The sequence below is a fragment of the Enterovibrio nigricans DSM 22720 genome, from assembly GCF_900167155.1.
GTDB lineage: Bacteria > Pseudomonadota > Gammaproteobacteria > Enterobacterales > Vibrionaceae > Enterovibrio > Enterovibrio nigricans.
Genome location: NZ_FUXU01000003.1, coordinates 1 through 21,796, shown reverse-complemented (window position 1 = coordinate 21,796; position 21,796 = coordinate 1). Strand labels below are relative to the sequence as shown.

General features: G+C 45.8%; 18 protein-coding genes and 6 tRNA genes. 10 read left to right on the top strand and 14 right to left on the bottom strand.

Features of this window, described 5'->3' with window-relative positions; all coding sequences use genetic code 11:
• Nucleotides 1-121: 121 nt before the first annotated feature.
• From mutY to B5D35_RS01670, 7 genes are all read left to right on the top strand, one after another.
• Nucleotides 122-1,198 (top strand): A/G-specific adenine glycosylase, encoded by a 1,077-nt coding sequence (gene mutY, locus B5D35_RS01700; RefSeq protein WP_078750894.1) that lies wholly within the window; start codon nucleotides 122-124, stop codon nucleotides 1,196-1,198.
• Between the two features lie 31 nt (nucleotides 1,199-1,229).
• A complete protein-coding gene (locus tag B5D35_RS01695; protein ID WP_078750893.1) occupies nucleotides 1,230-1,502 on the top strand; it encodes an oxidative damage protection protein in 273 nt (90 codons plus the stop codon).
• Nucleotides 1,503-1,625: 123 nt separating this feature from the next.
• Nucleotides 1,626-2,768: a membrane-bound lytic murein transglycosylase MltC gene (gene mltC / locus B5D35_RS01690; RefSeq protein WP_078751001.1), complete on the top strand. Its 1,143-nt coding sequence runs from the start codon at nucleotides 1,626-1,628 to the stop codon at nucleotides 2,766-2,768.
• 136 nt (nucleotides 2,769-2,904) lie between these two features.
• Nucleotides 2,905-2,980 (top strand) — tRNA-Phe (locus B5D35_RS01685).
• A 47-nt stretch (nucleotides 2,981-3,027) separates the two neighbouring features.
• Nucleotides 3,028-3,103, top strand: a tRNA-Thr gene (locus B5D35_RS01680).
• A 36-nt stretch (nucleotides 3,104-3,139) separates the two neighbouring features.
• Nucleotides 3,140-3,215, top strand: a tRNA-Phe gene (locus B5D35_RS01675).
• A gap of 51 nt (nucleotides 3,216-3,266) precedes the next feature.
• Nucleotides 3,267-3,342 (top strand) — tRNA-Asn (locus B5D35_RS01670).
• 232 nt (nucleotides 3,343-3,574) lie between these two features.
• On the opposite strand, the gene B5D35_RS01665 is transcribed toward B5D35_RS01670, so the two are convergent.
• Genes B5D35_RS01665 through B5D35_RS01610 form a run of 12 tightly spaced genes read right to left on the bottom strand, consistent with a single transcriptional unit; the run spans nucleotide 3,575 to nucleotide 15,485 of the window.
• Nucleotides 3,575-5,275, bottom strand: a complete 1,701-nt coding sequence (locus B5D35_RS01665) for a SpoIIE family protein phosphatase (protein WP_078750892.1) — start codon at nucleotides 5,273-5,275, stop codon at nucleotides 3,575-3,577.
• A gap of 23 nt (nucleotides 5,276-5,298) precedes the next feature.
• Nucleotides 5,299-5,598 carry an STAS domain-containing protein gene (locus tag B5D35_RS01660; protein WP_078750891.1) on the bottom strand — a complete coding sequence of 100 codons (300 nt, stop codon included), beginning with the start codon at nucleotides 5,596-5,598 and terminating at the stop codon, nucleotides 5,299-5,301.
• An 8-nt stretch (nucleotides 5,599-5,606) separates the two neighbouring features.
• Nucleotides 5,607-6,770 carry a methyl-accepting chemotaxis protein gene (locus B5D35_RS01655; RefSeq protein ID WP_078750890.1) on the bottom strand — a complete coding sequence of 388 codons (1,164 nt, stop codon included), beginning with the start codon at nucleotides 6,768-6,770 and terminating at the stop codon, nucleotides 5,607-5,609.
• Nucleotides 6,763-7,806, bottom strand: coding sequence for a protein-glutamate methylesterase/protein-glutamine glutaminase (locus tag B5D35_RS01650; protein ID WP_078750889.1), 1,044 nt, complete (start codon nucleotides 7,804-7,806; stop codon nucleotides 6,763-6,765). Before B5D35_RS01650 ends, B5D35_RS01655 begins: the two co-directional genes overlap by 8 nt.
• Nucleotides 7,806-8,447 carry a chemotaxis protein CheD gene (locus B5D35_RS01645; protein ID WP_078750888.1) on the bottom strand — a complete coding sequence of 214 codons (642 nt, stop codon included), beginning with the start codon at nucleotides 8,445-8,447 and terminating at the stop codon, nucleotides 7,806-7,808. The genes B5D35_RS01650 and B5D35_RS01645 overlap by 1 nt, the downstream gene beginning before the upstream one ends.
• Before the next feature lie 30 nt (nucleotides 8,448-8,477).
• Nucleotides 8,478-9,320 carry a CheR family methyltransferase gene (locus B5D35_RS01640; RefSeq protein WP_170915111.1) on the bottom strand — a complete coding sequence of 281 codons (843 nt, stop codon included), beginning with the start codon at nucleotides 9,318-9,320 and terminating at the stop codon, nucleotides 8,478-8,480.
• Between the two features lie 11 nt (nucleotides 9,321-9,331).
• Nucleotides 9,332-11,713 (bottom strand): aerotaxis transducer Aer2, encoded by a 2,382-nt coding sequence (gene aer2 / locus B5D35_RS01635; RefSeq protein WP_078750886.1) that lies wholly within the window; start codon nucleotides 11,711-11,713, stop codon nucleotides 9,332-9,334.
• A 5-nt stretch (nucleotides 11,714-11,718) separates the two neighbouring features.
• A complete protein-coding gene (locus B5D35_RS01630; RefSeq protein WP_078750885.1) occupies nucleotides 11,719-12,192 on the bottom strand; it encodes a chemotaxis protein CheW in 474 nt (157 codons plus the stop codon).
• Between the two features lie 9 nt (nucleotides 12,193-12,201).
• Complete coding sequence (locus B5D35_RS01625) at nucleotides 12,202-12,708, bottom strand: chemotaxis protein CheW (protein WP_078750884.1); 507 nt, start codon at nucleotides 12,706-12,708, stop codon at nucleotides 12,202-12,204.
• Nucleotides 12,709-12,716: 8 nt separating this feature from the next.
• Complete coding sequence (locus B5D35_RS01620) at nucleotides 12,717-14,795, bottom strand: chemotaxis protein CheA (RefSeq protein WP_078750883.1); 2,079 nt, start codon at nucleotides 14,793-14,795, stop codon at nucleotides 12,717-12,719.
• 21 nt (nucleotides 14,796-14,816) lie between these two features.
• Nucleotides 14,817-15,176: a response regulator gene (locus B5D35_RS01615; RefSeq protein WP_078750882.1), complete on the bottom strand. Its 360-nt coding sequence runs from the start codon at nucleotides 15,174-15,176 to the stop codon at nucleotides 14,817-14,819.
• 30 nt (nucleotides 15,177-15,206) lie between these two features.
• The gene (locus B5D35_RS01610; protein WP_078750881.1) at nucleotides 15,207-15,485 is read right to left on the bottom strand and encodes an STAS domain-containing protein; all 279 of its coding nucleotides are present in this window, start codon (nucleotides 15,483-15,485) and stop codon (nucleotides 15,207-15,209) included.
• A gap of 369 nt (nucleotides 15,486-15,854) precedes the next feature.
• Here B5D35_RS01610 and B5D35_RS01605 point away from each other — a divergent pair.
• A tRNA-Phe gene (locus B5D35_RS01605) sits at nucleotides 15,855-15,930 on the top strand.
• Between the two features lie 49 nt (nucleotides 15,931-15,979).
• Nucleotides 15,980-16,055 (top strand) — tRNA-Thr (locus B5D35_RS01600).
• Nucleotides 16,056-16,178: 123 nt separating this feature from the next.
• Here the strand turns inward: B5D35_RS01600 and mrcB are convergent.
• Both mrcB and B5D35_RS01590 read right to left on the bottom strand, forming a co-directional pair.
• Nucleotides 16,179-18,509 (bottom strand): penicillin-binding protein 1B, encoded by a 2,331-nt coding sequence (gene mrcB / locus B5D35_RS01595; RefSeq protein ID WP_078750880.1) that lies wholly within the window; start codon nucleotides 18,507-18,509, stop codon nucleotides 16,179-16,181.
• A 700-nt stretch (nucleotides 18,510-19,209) separates the two neighbouring features.
• Nucleotides 19,210-20,322, bottom strand: a complete 1,113-nt coding sequence (locus B5D35_RS01590; RefSeq protein ID WP_078750879.1) for an N-6 DNA methylase — start codon at nucleotides 20,320-20,322, stop codon at nucleotides 19,210-19,212.
• 71 nt (nucleotides 20,323-20,393) lie between these two features.
• Between B5D35_RS01590 and B5D35_RS01585 the strand changes: the two genes are divergently transcribed.
• A complete protein-coding gene (locus B5D35_RS01585) occupies nucleotides 20,394-21,743 on the top strand; it encodes a hypothetical protein (RefSeq protein WP_078750878.1) in 1,350 nt (449 codons plus the stop codon).
• Nucleotides 21,744-21,796: the final 53 nt, after the last annotated feature.

Genomic DNA, 21,796 nt, shown 5'->3' with positions numbered 1-21,796 from the left:
TTACGGCTCGGTGCAAGCCCTGTGCATTGGAGTTCTGAATCTTTCAATGAATCGCTGCCTTTTTCAGCAGTCAAAGCATTGATAGAATGCTCGTCAATAAAGATAACAAAGAGCAAGCAATGTGAGTCAGTCTTTTTCCGATGCCATCCTGAATTGGTATGATAAATACGGCCGTAAAACCCTGCCATGGCAGCAGGAAAAAACACCTTACAAGGTGTGGCTGTCTGAAATAATGCTGCAACAAACGCAAGTAGCGACAGTGATCCCCTACTTTGAACGTTTTATGGAACGCTTCCCGACAGTCAATGATCTTGCGAATGCGGAGCTTGATGAAGTACTGCATCTTTGGACGGGACTGGGGTACTACGCACGCGCGCGAAACATTCACAAAGCCGCCAAAATGATCGCGACCGATTACCAAGGCCAATTCCCAACGGACATTGATGATGTGATGGCTATGCCCGGTATCGGCCGCTCAACAGCAGGAGCCGTTTTGTCGTTATCATTAGGACAGCATCACCCAATCCTTGATGGTAACGTCAAACGAACGCTGTCACGCCACTTCGCAGTTGAAGGCTGGCCCGGCAAAAAGCCCGTGGAGAATCGCCTATGGGAGTTGGCAGAGAAGAATACACCCGCAACCGGCGTACAACGTTATAACCAAGCAATGATGGACATGGGCGCGATGATTTGTACGCGCAGTAAGCCCAAGTGCACACTTTGCCCCGTCAATTTCAGCTGTGAGGCCAATGCCCTAAATCGCCAAGCAGACTTCCCAGGTAAAAAACCGAAAAAGATCCTGCCGGAAAAAAAAACCTGCTTTGTTCTGTTTCAATATGAAGATCAAGTTTGGCTAGAACAACGTCCACCAGCCGGGCTTTGGGGAGGCTTGTGGTGCTTGCCTGAAACCCTTGAAACAAAAGCTGGGGAATTTATTGGTAGCAAACTGAACCAATCCGGCCATGATAAACCAGAACACCTAACGGCGTTTCGTCACACTTTCAGCCATTTTCACTTAGATATCGTACCTGTTCGCGTCAAGTTACACAGTAAACCTGAAATGATTGGGGATAATGGCATTATGGAAGGCAGTGGCGGCCTTTGGTATAACTTAACCCAACCAGCAAAAGTTGGGCTGGCTGCTCCGGTACAAAAACTGCTGGAAAGTCTTACCCACGAACTGCAGACAACAATTTAGACAGACAGAATATTACTTTAGGAGCTTAATGATGAGCCGTACTGTTTTTTGCCAACGTCTTCATAAAGATGCTGATGGCTTGGATTTCCAACTCTACCCTGGTGAGCTTGGCAAACGCATTTTCGATAACATCTCTAAAGAAGCTTGGGCACAGTGGCAAAGCAAGCAAACCATGCTGATCAACGAAAAGAAACTCAACATGATGGAACCTGATCATCGTAAGCTGCTTGAAGAGGAGATGGTGAAGTTCCTGTTCGAAGGTCATGAAACAGTGATCGAAGGCTACACACCGCCGTCTGAGTAAGACAATTTTCCCTGTCGATGTAGGGAGTGTGGGCATAAGCTCACAATTTAGCGATAGCATTTTGTAAATTAAGGCATCCTGATTACCCTAATCAGGATGCCTTTTTATTTTGATGCGAACGAGATGAAATTTTACCGATACCTCGCGTTTTTGCTGATCCCACTTCTGACCTCTGGTTGTAGTCGAGAAATGATCGAGTCGATCTACCAAATTGACTATGACGCCACGAACCGATTTGCCAAAAATCTTGCGCCGCTTCCCGGTCAGTTTGAAAAAGATTTTGCCGCGCTGGACACACTCATCAACAGCTTTAATGGCAATATCGAAGTCCGTTGGGGCAAAAACGAAATCTACGTATCCGGTAAACGCGACTACGTTAAGTACACCGATAACTACATGAGCCGTGCCCGCGTTGATTTTGCCAATGGTTTGGTCACCATAGAAACCGTCGCGACAACAGAACCCAAACAGCATCTAAAGCAAGCCATTGTCACGACACTACTGACGCCGAATGATCCTGCATCTGTTGATCTTTACTCCGCCGCAGACGTACCGATAAGTGGCACTCCATTCTTACAAGGTCAGGTCTTGGATCAAGACGGCAAGGAAGTCGCATGGGAGTGGCGAGCCAACCGTTATGCCGACTATTTGCTAGCAAACAAGCTCAAGACGAAGTCTTTGCGCTTCCAAAAAGTCTTCTATGTCGAAATCCCCATGGTCAAAGACCACTCCAGCAAGCGACGCTATCAATACGCTGACATCATCCGTGATGCATCTCGTCGTTATGGGATTTCCGAAGAGCTGATTTACGCCATTATCAAAACCGAAAGTAGCTTTAACCCCTACGCCGTGAGTTGGGCGAATGCGTACGGCTTGATGCAGGTTGTCCCCAAAACAGCAGGTCGCGATGTCTTTAAGCTGGTGAAGAAGCGTTCTGGAGAGCCATCGCCAGAGTATTTGTTCGACCCTGCCAAGAATATAGATACCGGCACTGCGTATTTTTATATTTTGAAAACGCGATACCTCAAAGATGTCAGAGATCCACTGTCCAAACACTACAGCATGATTTCGGCATATAACGGAGGATCCGGCAATGTGCTGAAAACCTTCCACCGCTCAGACCGAAAACGCGCGATGAATGATTTAAATCGGTTAAATCCCAACCAGGTTTACTGGGCATTAACCAATAAACATCCCTCTTCGGAGTCTCGACGCTACCTTCAGAAGGTCACTAACTTCCAAAAAGAATTTAGTCGCATGCAATAAAAATGCGGAAAAGACGAGAAAAGCCGTGTGTTTTTAAATCAAAGCGATGAAAAAGACAGCAAACGGTCTTATTTGGCGTTTTTTTTAAAAAAAGGTGTTGACGATAAGGCTCAAAATCCGTTTAATGCACCTCGTTGCCTCGATAGCTCAGTCGGTAGAGCAGGGGATTGAAAATCCCCGTGTCGGTGGTTCGATTCCGCCTCGAGGCACCATATTTAGTGAGATGGTGTTAAGTACGCAACGTTTCCAAAGTTTGTGTGCCGGCTTAGCTCAGTTGGTAGAGCAACTGACTTGTAATCAGTAGGTCACCAGTTCGACTCCGGTAGCCGGCACCATTATTTTGATATTGAGTTAATGACTCTCTTATCAAAGCCTCGATAGCTCAGTCGGTAGAGCAGGGGATTGAAAATCCCCGTGTCGGTGGTTCGATTCCGCCTCGAGGCACCATATTGCAAAATGGTGATTAACTTAGCTTCGGCTAAATTGGTTTCCAGCAATTCCCCCTTAGTTCAGTCGGTAGAACGGCGGACTGTTAATCCGTATGTCGCAAGTTCAAGTCTTGCAGGGGGAGCCACTTAAGAAACCTAGTCTTCGGACTGGGTTTTTTTTCGTCTGTCGTTCAGTGCACTGCACTGATTGTCGCAACCCTAGGCGGGCCCGTTAAGTCTTGCAGGGGGAGCCACTTAAGAAAACCTAGTCTTCGGACTGGTTTTTTTTTCGTCTGTAATTCAGTGCGCTGCACCACAAAAAAGCCCAATCGTCGGATTGGGCTTTTCATTATCGACTGAGAATATGGTTTCTCAACGTCAGTGTATGGTTGTGTCTTCGGGCAATCCCGCACTGAGCTTATATGTCCCTCTTGCCGTGCAGCCAGAGTCCTCATAATAAAACTCGTGGCACAATTCACGCACTAAGGCGATTCCTCGTCCACACACAGCAGCTGAATCATCCAATCGGCTCTCTGACCCTGTATTGTTAAAGCCGGCGCCATTATGGGTTATGTAGAAGTGCAGCAATCTTTCTCTCGGCTTAAACGACACACCGAGCCCCATATATGCATGCTCTCCGAGATTGTCGAGCCGCGATTGTCGCTCTAGGTAGTAATCCAGAAAGCCTTCGCCATCATTTTTAAGATCAGACTCAAACTGAAGTAAGCCATGTTCAAGCGCATTATTGGAAAGCTCTGACAATATGGTGCACATCAAATCCAAATCAATATTGCTGCCAATTGGCCCTTTCAGCACGCGGCGAAGCTCGCCAACAATATTCACCTTACGTAACTCTTGTGCACCAAAGAACACCGTGAGTTGAGACGGTGAGCGTCTGTCGTAGTAATCTGGCTCACCGGGCATAGACTCAATGCGACTTTTGATGGGTGCCGTCATTTCCAACATAGACATGTCATCGCCAACACCACCGCCGCTGGTGAAGCTGGTGACTCGTTCACGAACTACATCAATCAAGCAATGATATGACTCCGAAAACAGGGCTTCGACTCCCTCCTCCCCCAATTCTGCGCCACTTGCGTTTCTCGCTTCCGTTACGCCATCCGTGAAGAAAAAAAGTTTATCTCCCACATCAAGTTTAAGTGACACCAAATTGGCTTCAAACTCATCGGGTTCCATCGCGCCTAATGCCATATGTGCTGACGGCAAGCGCTGCTTCATTTCACCCTGACTATCTATGATATAGCCATCCGGCATACCGCCCCCCCACCAATTAATATCAACCCCATTGGCAGAGACTTCCAGCAAATTCGCAGCGACCAACATGCCTGGTGGGAGAAAACGTTTTAGCGTGGCATTCATTTCTGACGCGATATCGCCTAAAGACATGCCGTTTTTCGCCATAGCAAAAAACGCTTTGGTGGCAGGAATAGACGAAATTGCAGCAGGCAAACCGTGCCCTGTCGCATCGGCAAGCATGGCATAAATGCCCCCCTGAGGACGCGGCGTAACCAATACAACGTCACCGTTAAAATTGGTATAAGAACTGGTGTAGAAATTAACCCCTTCCGCTTCTTGATAGCAACCTTGCATCAAATTGCCGAAAATGGTTTCTGCCATCGTGTGCTCATAAAGCGTATGCGCATGAAAATGTTCTAATTTATCCCTCTGAACGGCGACTTCGTTGTAAAGCCGTATATTTCGGGAGTGCGCACGCACTTTGGCCACAATCGTCGTACGACTGATAGGCTTGGTGAGAAAGTCATCCCCCAACGTCATACAGCGATTAAACGCATCGTTGTCCGTGATACCGGTTAAAAAGATAATGGGCAAATAATGTGTTCGGTAAATCGTTCGGATTTGTTTAGCGGCCTCAAAGCCATCCATCACGGGCATTAATACGTCCATGACAATCAAGCTCGGAAGCTCGTCTAAGGCCTCCAACATTTCCAATGCCATCTTGCCATTATCAGCAATTAGCAGCTCGTCAAACTCGTCTTTTAATACATGTTCGAGAAAACATTGAAGCGAGATGTCATCTTCTACAATGAGAGCTTTCACTCGCATCCCCCCTTATTTTGTCATTATTCAATAAGGAATTTTTTCTCAAAGCGAGCGATGACCAATACACGCTTAATTTGCGGCATCGTATTGATCAGGCGAACATCCCCTTCATTCTTATTCAGAAATGTTTGCATGTTGAGCAACATCCCTAAACCCGCACTATCAATGTATTCTGTGCCACGAAAATCAACCACCATGTCTTTTCCTTGGCAGTCTTGATAAGCATCTCTGAATTCTTGAACAACACTGAAATCAAATTGCCCATTCACATGGATCACCACTGACTTACCGTCATTTTTCATTTCACGACTAATGGCCATACCGCCTCCTAAAACAGTTCGATGTCGCCCTCATCGGCAGACATTTGTTTAGCCGGGGCACGCTCCGCAGAACCTGCCATCTCTTCAATCTCATCTACTGCTTTATGTAATGCCACCCAATCAACACTTCCTTCCTGCAACTTTTCCATAATGAGGACATTGAGATCTTCCAATATATGAAGGTTATTCAGCACATGCTGCCCCTGTTGAGACACGATGTCGGCAAACTGCAACCCTTGAATACTCTTAGCAACCTCACCCCGTACCACTTCACCTTGCTCCGTCACTCGCGAGATCTCTTTTGTGACTTCCATATTGACGGCCTGTACGCCTGTCAAAAGCTCTTCAATCCGTGTTTTAGATTCAATTGCCGCCGTCATATCCAACGTCGCTATTTCTCCGACAATTGAATTCGTTTGCTTCACAGTGTCTTGCGCTAAATTGATGTCTTTGTGAATTTGACTATTCAGCTCCGTCGCACGGTTCGCCAAATCTCTGACTTCAGCAGCCACTACACCAAAACCTCGTCCTAAATCACCCGCGCGTGCCGCTTCAATCGCTGCATTGAGTGCCAGTAAGTTGGTTTGATCCGACATCGCCTGAACCTGATCAAGCAAGTTAAACACAGCATCGAGCTTATCGGACATGTCGTGAATTCGGTGAATCGCCGTAATACTTTTCTCCGAAACCTGCACCAAGATATCGATGTAGGTATCGATGGCCGTCTCGGTTTCAGGAAGTACCTTCGTCAGGCTGTATTCACTTTCCTCATTGTTCAGCAAATCCTTAATCATGTGCCGCGAAAGCTCGGCCTGATTGCTCACAGCCCTTTCCATGCCGAAGAAACTAGAATTCAGGTTGTGAACGGAGTTCTCAATCACCTCTTGTTGGCGATCCAATTGCTCGCGAATAGGGATGAGTTCCAGATTCAAAATACTGTGGATCTTGCGAAGAATCGCCGTTGATTCATAAGAAATGTTGGCATTGCTTTGGCCTACCTCATCATCAACTGGCATGTCTTCACTGTGTGGCTTTCTCACAAACAACAACACGAAAACCACAACAAACAAAGAGGAAAACAGGGTAATGACTGATTGCTCCACCAACAGTGGCGCACTGGCGGCCACAATGGCAAGCAAAGCAACAAGCGCTCTTAAACTAAACTTATCCATACACTTTACCCACAAGGTAAGTGGCAACTTTATTCAGCGGCATAACATGCTGGGCAGCTTCCAACTCAACGGCCGCTTTCGGCATTCCCCAAACGACGGAGCTTTTCTCGTCCTGCGCGACAGTCACGCCTCCTGCCTCTCGTATCTCCAGCATGCCTTGCGCCCCATCTTTTCCCATTCCAGTTAAAAGGATGCTGAAGCAACGGCCGCCTGCCGCCAATGCGATGGAAGAAAACATCACGTCGACAGATGGCTTATGCCGCTGAACATGCTCACCATCATCACGCACACAATAGTATTTCCCTGCTCTCTTCACGACGCGAAGGTGCTGGTCTCCTGGCGCGACGTAAACGCGCCCGCTCACCAGCGGGGCTCGGTCTGTGGATAGTTCCTCGACGTGAAGTTTTGAAGCACGGTTGAGGCGTTCAGCAAACGATTTGCTAAACACGGGTTTGATGTGCTGCGTAATGACGATGGGAGGCATCTTTTCTGGAAGTGACTCCAAAATGATTCGAATCGCTTCAGTGCCGCCAGTGGATGCGCCAATGGCAATCACATCAAACTCAGATTTGCATTGCCGACCGGATACACTGATTTCAGATGGTGATTGATGAGTGGCTCCTGCAATGTTTGCACTGGCCGCCATTTTGACTTTTTCAATCACGAGCTCTCGATAGCTACCCATTTCAGCCGCCACATTTTCTGTTGGCTTTGGAAAGTAATCGACCGCCCCAATCTCTAATGCCGCAAGGGTTGCGTCTGCGCCATGTTGAGTCAGAGTAGATATCATCACCACGGGCATAGGATGCAGTCTCATCAGATTTCGAAGAAACTGAACACCGTCCATTTTGGGCATTTCGATGTCTAACGTGATGACATCTGGTTTGTATTTTTTAATCTTTTCTCTCGCCTCATAAGGGTCGATGGCTGAAGCGACGACTTCTAAGTGAGGGTCTGAATCAATAATTTCACTGAGCAATGCTCTAAAAACTGCAGAATCATCAACAATCAGTACTTTATGTACTTTTTTAGTCATTAAAATAGCTCCGCACTGTCGTCGTCTTCACGTTTCGCTTCTTTCACCAGACGACGTTTGTAGTTGCTTTCTTCGGCTTCTACTTCTCCACGATAGCCTCTCAGTTTCTTCACCCAGGCCTTGCCTGTCATGGGGTCAAAGACCACTTTTCGGGGAAATTCCGTTCCTAAATCTTCACTAACCAGCACCAGTCCTTCGCTCTCTACATAGCTTCGAATGAACTCGATATTTTTTTTACCAATGGCAGCTTGTTTCCCCATGACCATGCCGCCACCAAACAACTTCACCCTTAATCGGCTTTTTACTGCGCCTTGCTGGATCATCGTATTGATGAGCAGCTCCATCGCATAGTTACCGTATCGCGCGGCATTCGAACGCCACTGTGTTGGATCCCAACCTTCAATGTTGTCAGCATCGCCAAACGGCAACATAAAATGGTTCATGCCCCCCAATTCAATGAACGGATCCCACACACAAGCAGAAATACAAGACCCGAGTCCTGTCGAAATCAGCTCACGCTCAGACGTCACATAGACCTCTCCGGGCTGTATTTTTACCATCATCATTTGCTTTCCGGGGTGAAAGAAACGCCTCGCACCAGCCCCAATAGGGCACCCAGTCAGCTCCAGGATTTTATGCATATAGAGCTCGTTACCCGTTCAAAACGCCAACTAAGGCTTGCGAAACATTGTCTGCCCTAGGTTCTCAAATCGACTGCCCATTTCACCGATACTTTCCGAATGCCCGATAAAGAGAACACCGCCACTTCGTAGCATTTCCCAGAACCTGAAAATAAGTTGCTGCTGCATGTCTTTTTCAAAGTAAATCATGACATTGCGACAGAAGATCACGTCTAGTGGTCCCTTATGGGGCCAGGGCATCGTGAGATTGAGTTGCTTAAACGAAATTGCGTTTTGCAATAACGGCTTAGCTTTTAATAATTCGTGTTTCTTGCCTCTACCGCGAATGAAGCCGTGTCGTAGCATTTTCTCCGGAATCACCTTCGTAACATCAATACCATACGTCCCATTCCTTGCGACATCGAGAACCTGAGTATCTAAATCTGTCGCCAATATTTTGCAGTCATAGTTAGGGCCTAACATCCCACCAGCTGCGAGTATGGACGCGATTGTGTAAGGTTCTTCGCCTGTCGAACAACCCGCAGACCAGAGGCGAATCCGCTTCTGTTTATTTTGTTTCCACTCAGGTACCAAAACATCCGATAGAAAATCAAAATGGTGTTTTTCACGAAAAAACTGCGTTTTGTTGGTGGTTAGTGCGTTGATGAAAGCAACGCGTTCATCCAAATCCGAGCTAACTCGCTCAAAATAATCTTTAAAGTTATTTATCCCAGAGCGCCGTAGTCTTCTCGCTAATCGGCCGTAGACCATAGAGGTTTTACGCTCAGAGAGAGAAATTCCGGTTTCTCTGAGCATAAATGCCTGAATCTGCTTGAAGTCTTCATGCGTAAACTCAAATTCTCGTTCTTCCTCAATCTGACTTAACGCCTCCATTGCTCCCACTCTTAGAACTCCTCCCAGTCATCATCTGACATCGAGGTAGAGCCTCCATTAGCGACACTTTTTGCGGCACTCTTGGCGGCAGGAGATGGCGTAAGCACTTTGGCTGGCGCTTTTTGCCTTCTAAGATCGGGCGTTCGTATGGGCGCTGAACCTGCACGTACACCCTCGACTTGGAAGAAGCTGATCAAGTTAATTAACTCACTGCCCTCATCTCGCAATGATTGGCTAGCGGCAGAGGCTTCTTCCACTAAAGCGGCATTCTGCTGCGTCATCTCGTCCATCTTGACGATGGCTTTTGAAATTTCATCGATGCCCGCCGCTTGATCTTGGCTGGCAGAGTTGATCTTGCTTATCAGGTTGGTGACTTCACCAACGGCCGTAACAATCTCATTGAGCATCTCACCGGATTCATCAACAAGACGAGAACCTTCCGATACCTTATCAACACTGTCTTTGATCAAGTCTTTGATTTCTTTTGCCGCGCCAGCGCTTCGCTGCGCGAGGTTACGCACTTCGCCGGCAACAACGGCAAACCCGCGTCCTTGTTCACCGGCACGCGCCGCTTCCACCGCCGCATTCAGGGCAAGCAAGTTGGTTTGGAAAGCAATTTCATCAATCACACTGATGATGTCAGCAATGCGTTTGCTGGCTTTATTGATTTCGCCCATCGCGGACACGGTCTGCTTAACGACTTCGCCGCCTTTTTCTGCTTTACCGCTGGCATTTTGCGACAAGCGGTTCGCCGCCTCAGCACTCTCGGCATTTTGTTTAACGGTAGAGGTCATTTCCTCCATGCTAGCGGCGGTTTCTTCTAGGCTGGCCGCTTGCTCTTCCGTACGCTCACTAAGGTCCGTATTACCATCCGCAATCTCACCAGACGCTGACGCAACCCGTGTCGACGATGCAGTGATCTTCTCAACCATATCTCGCAAGTTGATGATTGACGTGTTCACGGCATTGCTTAGCTCGGCAAAATCCCCTTCGTAGTTTTCCGGCATACTGACCTTCAGGTTCCCCTGAGAGACGCTAGACATGACCTCTTTACAGTTATTCAGCGGGCCAACGATGCTGTCGAGAAGGCCATTAACCCCCTCACTCAGATTGGCCATAAAGCCTGAATATTTTCCGGGATCCATTCGGCTGCCTAAGCGACCTAACGACGCATCACCAATCAAACTCTCCACGTCTCTTTGACCCTGCATTTGTTCGGTGATATCCACCCATTGCAAAGCTGGTCCTATGTAGTTACCGGCAGCGTCATACATCGCGATACAGGTTAATTCAAACTCTAACTCGCCGACCTTTATCGCTGCGGTATAGGGCAGACGGTCAGGGTTACTAATTATCGAACGTTGATGAGACGGATTCTTGTGGAAAATATCGATGTTCTTGCCCACAAGGTCATCTGCTTTAAACCCCGGAAAGTGTTGGCGTAACGTATCTTCGCGGCTGGAGAGAAGTTTCATCAACGCGGGGTTGTAATAGGCAATGTTGCCGTCTTTATCCGCCATCATCAGGTTTGTTGTCATCCCTTCGACAGCCGAAACAAGGCGCCCAACTTGCGTATCTCTGGCGCGCTCTTCTGTCACGTCACGCCATTCCAGGCTATTACCGATGTATTTCCCTTTGGCATCCGTGATGGCGGCCACATTCAACTCAATAATGAGGTCAGCAACCGTGATGTCTGTTTTGTAAGGCAGATTCGAAGGGTTCGATAAAAGCTGGCGTTGATGCGCTGGGTTTTTGTGGAACTCATCAATACAGCGCCCCATCAGCCACTCTTCGGTTGCATTAAAACCCGACCAGATTTGGCGGAACGAGCTTTGGTGCTTGTCAAACAGCCTAATGGTCTCTTCATTGACATAGGTGATCTGGAAATCTCGGTCAATCAAGACCATCGCCGTCAAGGATTGATCGACCGCGGCTTGCAAACGGGCAAGCTCATTGTCTGCTTTTAGCTGGGCGGTTACGTCATCCCACTCCAGCGTGTTCCCGACATACTCGCCCTTGTCATCAATCACGGCCCCCACAACCAGACGTAAAGACACATCCTCGACAGATATGATTGTCTCATGCGGCAAATTGGCAGGGTTCGATAACATTTGACGCTGATGACTCGGATTAGCGTGAAACATGTCGATGCTGCTTCCCACTATCCAGTCTTTCTCCGCGCGGAAATTTGGCCATTTCGATCGAAACAACTCTTCGTGGACTTTCAACAAATCCATCGATTTTTTATTGACGTAGAAGACTTTGAAATCGCGGTCAACCATCATCAGCGCGGTTTGGGCCGTATCCAACGCCGATACGATGTGCGCCTTTAAACCCTGATCTTCTTGTGTGTTTTCAGTTACAGCTACTTTACTTTTATTCCACCAGGACATAATCCTTAACCCTCGCTAACCAAGTCTGGCTGCGCTACTTCATGCAACTCGTCAAAATCAAAAAGTCTTTCCAGTTTAATCAGCACCACGTGCTTACTGTCTACTGACGCAATACCTTCAATAAATCGTTCATCAATTTTCACGTACCCTGGAGCCGCCTTAATTTGTGCCGTCGACAATTGATAAACCTCAGCAACAGCATCAACGATAATGCCCAGTGATTGCCCACTCTCATTCCTCACAATCACGACCACGGTTGTTTTGCTCAGTGTGGCGGCATCCATGTTGAAACGCTGTCTGAGGTCCACGATGGGGATGTACTCTCCTCGCAGTTCCAATACACCTAGCAGGTGACTTTCACTGTTTGGTAGCTTCCTGACATCAGACCAACCTCGGACTTCCTTCACATCCAAAATGTTGACGCCGTATTCCTCACCATCAATCAGAAAGCTGAGGAATTCCTTAATTTCATCTGCCATCTTTGCCCCCTAGTGCACCAATCCTTCGATATTGAGCAATGAATCAACATCTAAAAGGCTCATCACTTGTGCATCGACATTGAGCAAGCCACTTACGTAGGGCATCACATCTGAATCCCCTATTGGTGGCATTAAGCTGTTGTCTCCCATGTCGATAACATCTGACACGGCGTCAACAACCACCCCCATCATTCTTCCACCTACACAGTCACTCGATTTCAAAATGAGCACCACAGTGGTAGGAAGGTATTCGATCGTTCCGATGTTGAAACGCAAGCGGAGATCCATGATGGGAACAATCATTCCTCGAAGGTTGATTACCCCTAAAATAAACTCTGGTGCGCGAGGCATAATCGTGGGCACTTCCCAAACCCTAATCTCCTCAACCGCTTTAATATCAACACCATAAAGCTCGTGCGCCAAATCAAAACTCAGGAAGTCAGATCCTTTTAAGCGCTCTTCTCCGGTATCACTATTCTCTACCAACTCAGCCGTCGCTATAACTTGATCAGTCATGGATCCCCCTACGCCGCTATGTGACTGTTCGTTTCGCCAACTCGGCTTAAGAAACCCGTCATCAGACCTTGCACGTCGAGGATCAGTGACACTGAGCCATCACCAAGGATTGTCGCGCCCGAAATGCCATTTACGCGTGTGTAATTAGATTCGAGGCTTTTAATCACCACTTGTTGTTGTCCCAACATTTCATCAAGCAGCAGGCCAATGCGGTTGCCACCTGCCTCAACAAGGCACAAAAGTTGCTTATCGAGTGCGCCCGTTTCACCTAAGCAAAACTCTTCTTTCAAGCGAAGAATGGGAATATTTTCATCTCGCAATCGGTACAGCTCTACGCCGCCCGTCGCGACGATAACGCGCTCAGACTCTATCTGGATGGACTCAATAATTGAGATAAGCGGTACGACAAAGACTTGATTAGCGAGCTTAACCAGTTGCCCATCTAGAATGGCCAGTGTTAAAGGCAAGCTAATACGGAAAACACTGCCGACATTAGGCTCGGAGTCGACTTCAATGTGCCCACCAAGCTCTTCGATATTTCGCTTCACTACATCCATACCCACACCGCGACCAGACACGTCAGATACCTGTTCTGCGGTTGAAAATCCGGGGGCGAATATCAAGTTGTAAACTTGGTGATTTGAAAGATCGTCAAGTGCGGTTTCATGATGCAACAAGCCTTTTTCAATGGCTTTTTTCCACACTTTTTCTTTATTTAAACCTGCGCCATCATCACGCACTTCAATGACTATCGAGCCACCTTGGTGATAAGCCGTTAGAGACACGCGTCCGGTTTCAGACTTTCCTTTTTCTGCCCGGATTTCCGGCGATTCAAGACCATGATCAACCGCATTTCTAACGAGATGAACAAGCGGATCTGTAATACGTTCAAGCACCGTTTTGTCCAGCTCAGTCTGCTCACCTTCAATCAACAGCTCGACAGTTTTTCCAAGCTGAGAGGACAAGTCTCTGATCAGGCGAGGGAAGCGGTTAAATGCAAAACTGATGGGAAGCATGCGTATATTCAACACACTTTCCTGCAATTCTTTGGTGTTTTGCAGAAGCTGATCCAGCCCTGCTTGTAACCGTTCTAATTTGCTCTCAGAAAAGTTCTGGCTTAGTTCGGTCAACATGGATTGTGTGATCACCAACTCACCCACTAAGTTGATGAGATTGTCGACTTTGTCAATTTCCACGCGAATGGAAGAAACAGCATCAGCCTTGGATGGTGTTTGCTTGGACGGTGATTTTGCTGTCGCTGCAGAAGGAGCAGGCTGACTATTAGGGACACTGGAAACAGCCGCGTTTGTAACGGGCGTTTCAGACTCCGATTGAGACGCGCTGCCCTTCGCACCCGTTTTTGAGATATGAAGGTCACATTCGTCCTCGACCCACTCAAATATTTCTTCGATCAAGGCTCTGTCGACATGCCCATCTATCGTAATGCGCCAGCTGAGGTAGCACATTTCAGGCTCTAATTCACTTAACGTCGGCAACGCATTTGTTATGCATTCAATATCGCAGTGGACACCAAGAGCAAAGACTTCCCGAAGTATGCGGACAGGGTCATTCCCAGAAAAAAACATGTCTCGATGTGGCATAAACAGAACGAGCCAATCACCATCACCTCTGTCTAATACCGCACTCTCTGCTGCTTCTGAATGAGTAGGCTCAGCGGAAGTCTGCCCACCCGAATTCCCCTCTAGTAGTAGATTGAGTTGGTCCGTCAGCGCGTCTCTGAGCCCATGATCAAAATCACTCCCAGTCTCATAGGCGACCAGCATACTGTTGATGCAATCGCCACCTTTGAGAAGTAGATCTATAGTATCCGCGTCTAAACGCCGCTTGCCTTCCCTTGCTTCATCCAGCAAAGTCTCCATGACATGTGTGAACTGGCTGATTTCATTGAGATTGAATGTCGCACCACCCCCTTTAATGGAGTGAGCAGCTCGAAAGATGGTGTTGATGATATCGGGATCTGCTTCACCATTTGGGTCAAGGGCAAGTAGTTCGCGTTCAAGGATCTCTAAATTTTCACGACATTCCTCGTAGAAAATCCTGCGCAGTTGGTCCATGTCCAAAGCCATAATGATCTCCTCGTTAGAACGTTAAATAACACGTTGCAACGTTTTAAGAAGGGTATCTGGATTAAACGGCTTGACTATCCAACCTGTTGCGCCTGCTGATTTCCCCATGCTCTTTTTCTCAGCAGACGTTTCCGTAGTGAGCATTAATATTGGCGTGAACTTGTACTGCGGAACCGCACGTACTTGGCGTACAAACTCCAGACCATCCATATTCGGCATGTTCACATCTGAGATGATTACGTCGTACTGCCCCATTTTGGCTTTTGATAACGCTTCAGCACCGTCATTGGCTGTTTCTACTTGATAACCCGCTTCTTTCAGTGTGTGGCTCACCATCTGACGGATAGAGACGGAATCATCTGCAGCTAGGATTTTTCGCATACTGTCACCTTGATTGAACTACGTGAGAAACTAATCAGCAAAATCGTTCAAGCCTAAAGGCTCAACCAACCCAAGCGTTTTTGCTGCCGCTACTAACTCACTTGAAGCCCCCTGCCATTTCCAACTAACGGATTGAATCTGACAAACGTTTTTCGCTGTGAGTAATAACTGCAATCCTGGCGCATCTACTCGCGAAACTTCACTACCATCGATTAGCAAGCTGTCGGATTGCTCCAATTCGACTTGCAGGCGATCCTTTATCTCCATCACCTGCGTAATATCCAGTTGTTCTCCTAATGAGAATCCCATCGCAGAATTCACTCCAATATCTATTGACTTGCGTCAAAGGAATATATGTACCTGTAAGTGTAGCAATAACGAGAAAAATGATAGTTTTTTAGTCAAATGGTTTTAATTTGAAGGAATACCTCCATAACGAGCGCACTTAAAAAGAATGAACGACCACACAAACGAGGAATTTGTGGTTTTTTGTTTTGTAGGCATGCAAAAAAGAGGGATATTTCGAATGAGATTACGATCGCAATAATTTGAAACTGATTAATAGAACAGCATACCGGACGCATTCGCATCAAATTAGACAAAAAAGCAGCAAACAAACCAAAGTGATGCGAATTTATTTTGACAGAAACACGGCTCTGCTATTTAATAGCCCTCGTTGCCTCGATAGCTCAGTCGGTAGAGCAGGGGATTGAAAATCCCCGTGTCGGTGGTTCGATTTCGCCTCGAGGCACCATATTCGTGAAATGGTGTTTTAAGACAAGCAACGTTTCCAAAGTTTGTGTGCCGGCTTAGCTCAGTTGGTAGAGCAACTGACTTGTAATCAGTAGGTCACCAGTTCGACTCCGGTAGCCGGCACCATCTTTACGAAGGCCTCGTCATTGACGAGGCTTTTTCGTATCTGTCGTTTGAGAAACAACAGAGACAAAAAAAAAGCCTGATTGCATGCGCCATCAAGCCCCTCTTTCCTCGCCCCGTCTATTGTCAGTTAAACAAACCGCTGAACCAGCCAATGGGATCTGACTTTTCACATCGTTTACGCCAACTTCCTTTCGGGTCCCACATCGGGATTTTACTCTCGCTGACACAATCCGTGACAAATTGCCCATCATGCACACGATAAGGCACACTGGTGAGCTGCGATGGCCAACTCAGAATAAGGCGCTCCGGCTGCCTCGCTTTAATGTAATCCGCATACACGCGCAATGCCCCTGACGAGCCTGTCAGCTTCATCGGTTTGTTGTCGTCACGTCCTAACCAGATAGTCACAACCTCTCGGCCATCAATACCCACATACCAGCTGTCACGGTTGTTATCCGTTGTGCCTGTTTTGCCTGCTAAAGACGCCCAAGCAAAAGAGGAATTCAGGTACCGTGCTGTCCCATCTTTGACAGCTTGCTTCATGGCGTACAAAGTCAGCCAGCTTGCCTGCTCAGATACCGTCTGGCTCGATTTCGGCCAGTTGCGATAGAGCACTTGCCCCTGGCGTGTCACGACCGCTCTAAGGGCTGTTAACTCTGCCTGACGCCCACCACTCCCTAAGGTCTGGTACATTTGGGTAACTTCCATAGGGGTCAGGGTAAATGCGCCCAACAATAAGGAGGGAACCCGTGTGATTTGATCTGGGTCTACACCTAACTGGTCAAAGGTATCGATCACTTTATCCAGACCAAGCGCTAAGCCCAGATTTACCGTGGGGATGTTGTAAGAATTCGCCAGTGCACGCAGCAACGGTACCTCACCACGGAATTTTCGATCGTAGTTACGAGGCCGCCATTCACTCCCTTTGTCCCCTTTCAACACGACTGGCTTGTCATCCAAAGGCGAACCCAGGTTGTATTGATTTGGCTCACTCAACGCTGCGAGGTACACGGCAGGCTTTGCTAGAGAACCAATCTGGCGTCTGCCGTTTAACGCTCGGTTAAACCCCGCATATCCCGGACGGCTTCCACCCACCATTGCGCGAATTTCCCCACTTTGTCGATCTGCAATGACCACCGCCGCTTCTAACTTCTTACCCGCGACGCTCTTTAGCTCTCCCACTTTTTTCACGACTGTCTTTTCAATCAATGACTGAGACAAAGAATCTAACGTAGTGAAAACACGCAAGCCACTTTCAGGGTCAAACTGATTGCCGACACGCTCACGGATCTCCATGGTCAACTGTTCAAAATACGCGGGCTGTCTGCTGTTCAGATTTGGAGAGGTCTGTACATCCAGTGAACGACCTGCCGCCTGAGCATATTGCCCTGATGTGATGATGCCGTTCTCCATCATCATCTTCAGTACCAGATCCCGTCGTACCTGAGCACGTTCAGGATAACGCCAAGGGTTGTAATACGAAGGACCTTTAACCATGCCCACCAGCATCGCTAGCTGATCGATGCGCAGTTCTTCAATCGGGCGACCAAAGTAAAGACGCGCACCTAATGGAAAACCATGAACGGCCTGCCCTTTCGTTTGCCCCAAATACACTTCATTCAGGTAGGCTTCCAGTAGGCGATCTTTGCTGTAGCGGTAATCCAGAATAATGGCGATATACGCTTCCTGCACTTTACGCCACAAGGTTCGGTCGCGAGTTAAGAAGAGATTCTTTGCTAATTGCTGCGTTAAGGTAGAACCGCCCTGAACCGTTCGTCCGGCTTTGATATTCACGATCAGTGCGCGGGCTATCGCGAGCGGAGAAACGCCGTCATGATGATAAAAATTACGGTCTTCCGTCGTGAGTAGAGCATCAACAAGAAACTCAGGGAAACGTTCGCGCGGCAAGAAGAGTCGCTGCTCATCCGTGTTGGATTCCATCATCCCTAAAAGCTTTGGTTCGATCCGCAGATAGCCTCTTTGCTTGCCATCGTCGAGTTGTTTAATGGCTTTCACACCCTCACTACTAAACGTCACCATCACGTGCTTCGCAGGCTGTGGGCCATCTTCAAATTCAAATGAACGACGAATAAGCTCTACACGGGATGACGACGAGGAATACTCTCCCGGTCGGCTTGGCGTTCTTACTTTGTTGTAATTCAGTAAGTCTAATTCTCGCTTAAGTTCATCGATAGTGACCTCATCACCCGGCGCAAGGTGCAGTATGCGCCCATACACCACCGCTGGAAGTTGCCAAATCTGACCATCAAAACGGTCACGGATTTTGCCATCAAGGTAAATACCAAGAATGGCGAGCGCAGCAAGGCCCACCAGCGTCAGTTTAAAGCCAAGAGAGAGTAGCTTTTTCGTCCAACCTCGCGAAGCCGTAGGCTTCTTTGTTGTCGAGGTTTTCTTTTTGCTAGCCGGGCGTTTTTTCGGTGTTTGTTTTGTCATGAATCTCTTGCTTATCAAGCATCAGGTTTAAAGTGACGCTTTGTTAATTTTGTCGGTTGGTGGTTAGCCGGATCATCAGGCCAAACATTATTATTAGTGTGCGAATGTATAGAAGATTGACAATGGTAAATCCGCTCTCACTTATAGATAACGTTGATTTCGGTTACCCAATAGTATTGACTGTCAAATAGGTGAAAAATGTTTGACAACTATTGATAAAGTCCCCCCAGTGATTGACACATCTCACAACTTCACTTAAAGGCACATGACGTTACTATACTAATATTTTCAATCCATATGGAACATCCTTTCCCCAGCCCTTTAAAGAACATTTGATTACTTTAGGGGAACGTCGATTTTTTTAATCAAATTCACGTGGCAAGTAGTTATTCGAAACAAAGTCAAGTCATTAAACTCGTCACACGAAAATTTTCATAGTCGTGTCAGGCTGGTTTTTTCTTTCACGTACCTATCCCACTCCTTGTTTTATGGCTGACTTTTGATTAGTGCTAACTGCTCATTATGCTATGAATTATCTAATTTTATTCTAAAATTATATGCACGAAGTTGACCAACCCTATAGGGTACTATTTATAATAAATGGGGATTGGTCGTTCACTAGAGAAACTTGTATGTAACCGCTTCGAGTTAACAGTTCGTTTAATAGGGCAAACTTAGGTGATGTGTAAAAATACAAACATCACCCTAAAGATGATATATAGTTTCTAATGCTGCTTATTGATATGTTTTTCGCACATGTTCCTTTTTGATTTTCTAAAACCCATTCTTTTTTATGCAAAGGCCAATGATCGAGAAATGTTGATCTAAGTTTACTATCAAGAAATCTCAATACAATTATACAATCACTCACTATAACTGAGTCACTATCTAAGAAAACTGTTTTGCCCACGTTACGCCCCACACGGTGAATCAATATATCTCCTTTGAGAGCATATTTAAAACCTACAACAAGTTCGGCATTTATTTCATAACTAACTCCAGACAACTCACCAATGCCAGAATAATTATGATGAAAAGGCCTCCCTGATAATCGACACTCCTTACTGCTATTTGAACCTCGGAATATCGTATAGCCAACCCCTTCATCTAAATTTAACTTACTAAATGTGGAGTTTATTTTAATTTCCTTATTTTTTATCCCCCCAGAGGATAGCATTGCATAAGGAACGCTATAATTAACATTCTTAGGGTCACACTTTCTTATAAATAAGATGTAAGTTTTCGCCTCTGTTCTCTTAAAACTCTTGTGCTCACACTCAACAACCTGGGACAAGGTAAACTTAGAGAAAAGAATTTCCCTGAAGTTAGACAATGCATTAGATGTAAATATAAAGTCAGGGACAATAATGGCTAGAGTTGCCCCTTGCTTAAGGAAGGTAAGATTTCTCAGAATGAACAAAACTTCCATTCTAATTCTTGAGCTTCCATTAAATATAGGGGTAAAGTCTCTTCCTAATAATTGTCTGTAACTTTCGCTTAGTTCAGCATATGAAAATGGAGGGTTACAAACAGCCAAGTCAAAGGAGTTAACATTTAAATTTAAATTAAGATCAAGAGCGTCGCCACATATATGAGTATCTTCAGGGTACTTTGCTTTCAACTTATCGGTGTTTTGGGTATCTAAATCAACAGTTGTGAAGCGAACCAATTGATTTAGTTTTTTGATAGGCTCAATGAGTGCTCCCTCGCCCGCGCTTAGCTCCAAACATGACTGAACATGCGCGATGTCGAGCATGGATGCGAGTAAAAAGCTAGTGGCTTCAGATGTATAGTATTGATTTAATTCGACCACTTTTTATGATAACCTTGTAAAACAACAGTTTATTCTACAGTATTAATCAAGAGATTAAAAGAATTACTCCTATGACAGACCAATTAGAAATAGACTTATCTTTTTTCGATAGTAGCGAGTATGAAGAAAGAGCTGATTACTTAACAGACGAGCAATTACATGATTGGACTGCGAATAGTGAGCATTTCCAGCATATTCAAAAAAAACTCATTCAAGTAGGCGCCAAATTAATAACAGGACCGAGGGGGACGGGTAAAACGCACCAAATGCGTTGTGCATATAATACATGCATCAATAATGATAAGTTGCCGCTTCCAATTTATGTTACATTCAATCACTACTTAAGATTGGAAACATACCTTCATAATAAGTCAAATGCTTTAGATATATTTCACGCCTGGGTTCTTTGTAAAATATCGTATGATGTCATAGAGAACTTCGATGTTGAGTACAATAGAGATTGCTTAAGTAAGAGTAACCTCTATAGCTTCATTAAAGATATGGAACGGAATATTTATAATGAAAATTACGATGAAATAATATCAACCATAAGTATATCTTTAACTCAAGCGCTTATCCATAGAGCACTAGATAAAAAGAGTAGAAAAAGAGCCATTCTATTATTAGATGATGCGGCTTTGACTTTAACTAGAGATTATATGGTTGAATTCTTCGATATTTTTCGTAGTATTAAATCAATTAAAATCTCACCTAAAGCTTCTGTGTACCCAGGAACCACTCAGTATGGACCAAGATTTCATGTTGGTCAGGATGCAGAGCAAGTATCAATATGGATGGATGTTCAGGATAAAGACTACATTCCATTCATGAATACTATTATAAATAAAAGATTTAGAGAGCATGTTAATATTGATGAGCAAGTTTTAAACTTATTAATGTATGCGTCTTTCGGCATTCCAAGAGCCTATATATCTTTAATAAGGTCTTATGTAGACTCTGATAATTACAAGACACAGCAGCAGCGCATTAACTCAGTTATACAATCCAGATGTGAAAATATCATCCAAGAGTATTTGTCAATAGCAGAAAAAATTAAGCAATACGGAAGCTTTGTTAATGTTGGAAACAAATTTTTATTCAGCTTAATAAAAACAGTGAAAGAGTTTAATTATGACAACTATGAAAAAAAAGGTGATGACTATCGGAAGAACATCATTGTTGGGATAGTAGATATTGATGAAAAAGCTGAAAGAATGATTAAGTTTCTTGTCGAAGCTGGTCTTCTTTTTGAGATGCCAATGGTCTCACATGGACAGGAAAGGAAGTTAAGGCGTTTTGTTCCTCATTTGGCCCTTTTAATTAAAGAGAAAGCTTTGATTAAAAGTAGAGGTTTTAATGTTGCTCAGTTAGTGACGGTTTTGGCGAGCCAATGGCTTTGTTGCTTAAATCGATGGAACTAAATCTAGAAGCTACGATCTGATCGGCTACACCCATCAATCGTCGTAGTCTCATG

Bases quoted from the DNA above. Each gene is read 5' to 3' on its own strand.
- B5D35_RS01630 (WP_078750885.1), bottom strand. From the start codon at position 12,192: ATGGCAGATGAAATTAAGGAATTCCTCAGCTTTCTGATTGATGGTGAG.
- B5D35_RS01640 (WP_170915111.1), bottom strand. From the start codon at position 9,320: ATGGAGGCGTTAAGTCAGATTGAGGAAGAACGAGAATTTGAGTTTACG.
- B5D35_RS01695 (WP_078750893.1), top strand. From the start codon at position 1,230: ATGAGCCGTACTGTTTTTTGCCAACGTCTTCATAAAGATGCTGATGGC.
- B5D35_RS01650 (WP_078750889.1), bottom strand. From the start codon at position 7,806: ATGACTAAAAAAGTACATAAAGTACTGATTGTTGATGATTCTGCAGTT.
- B5D35_RS01660 (WP_078750891.1), bottom strand. From the start codon at position 5,598: ATGGCCATTAGTCGTGAAATGAAAAATGACGGTAAGTCAGTGGTGATC.
- B5D35_RS01615 (WP_078750882.1), bottom strand. From the start codon at position 15,176: ATGCGAAAAATCCTAGCTGCAGATGATTCCGTCTCTATCCGTCAGATG.
- aer2 (WP_078750886.1), bottom strand. From the start codon at position 11,713: ATGTCCTGGTGGAATAAAAGTAAAGTAGCTGTAACTGAAAACACACAA.
- mrcB (WP_078750880.1), bottom strand. From the start codon at position 18,509: ATGACAAAACAAACACCGAAAAAACGCCCGGCTAGCAAAAAGAAAACC.
- B5D35_RS01585 (WP_078750878.1), top strand. From the start codon at position 20,394: ATGACAGACCAATTAGAAATAGACTTATCTTTTTTCGATAGTAGCGAG.
- B5D35_RS01645 (WP_078750888.1), bottom strand. From the start codon at position 8,447: ATGCATAAAATCCTGGAGCTGACTGGGTGCCCTATTGGGGCTGGTGCG.
- B5D35_RS01655 (WP_078750890.1), bottom strand. From the start codon at position 6,770: ATGGATAAGTTTAGTTTAAGAGCGCTTGTTGCTTTGCTTGCCATTGTG.
- B5D35_RS01620 (WP_078750883.1), bottom strand. From the start codon at position 14,795: ATGGCTTTGGACATGGACCAACTGCGCAGGATTTTCTACGAGGAATGT.
- B5D35_RS01610 (WP_078750881.1), bottom strand. From the start codon at position 15,485: ATGGGATTCTCATTAGGAGAACAACTGGATATTACGCAGGTGATGGAG.
- B5D35_RS01625 (WP_078750884.1), bottom strand. From the start codon at position 12,708: ATGACTGATCAAGTTATAGCGACGGCTGAGTTGGTAGAGAATAGTGAT.
- mltC (WP_078751001.1), top strand. From the start codon at position 1,626: ATGAAATTTTACCGATACCTCGCGTTTTTGCTGATCCCACTTCTGACC.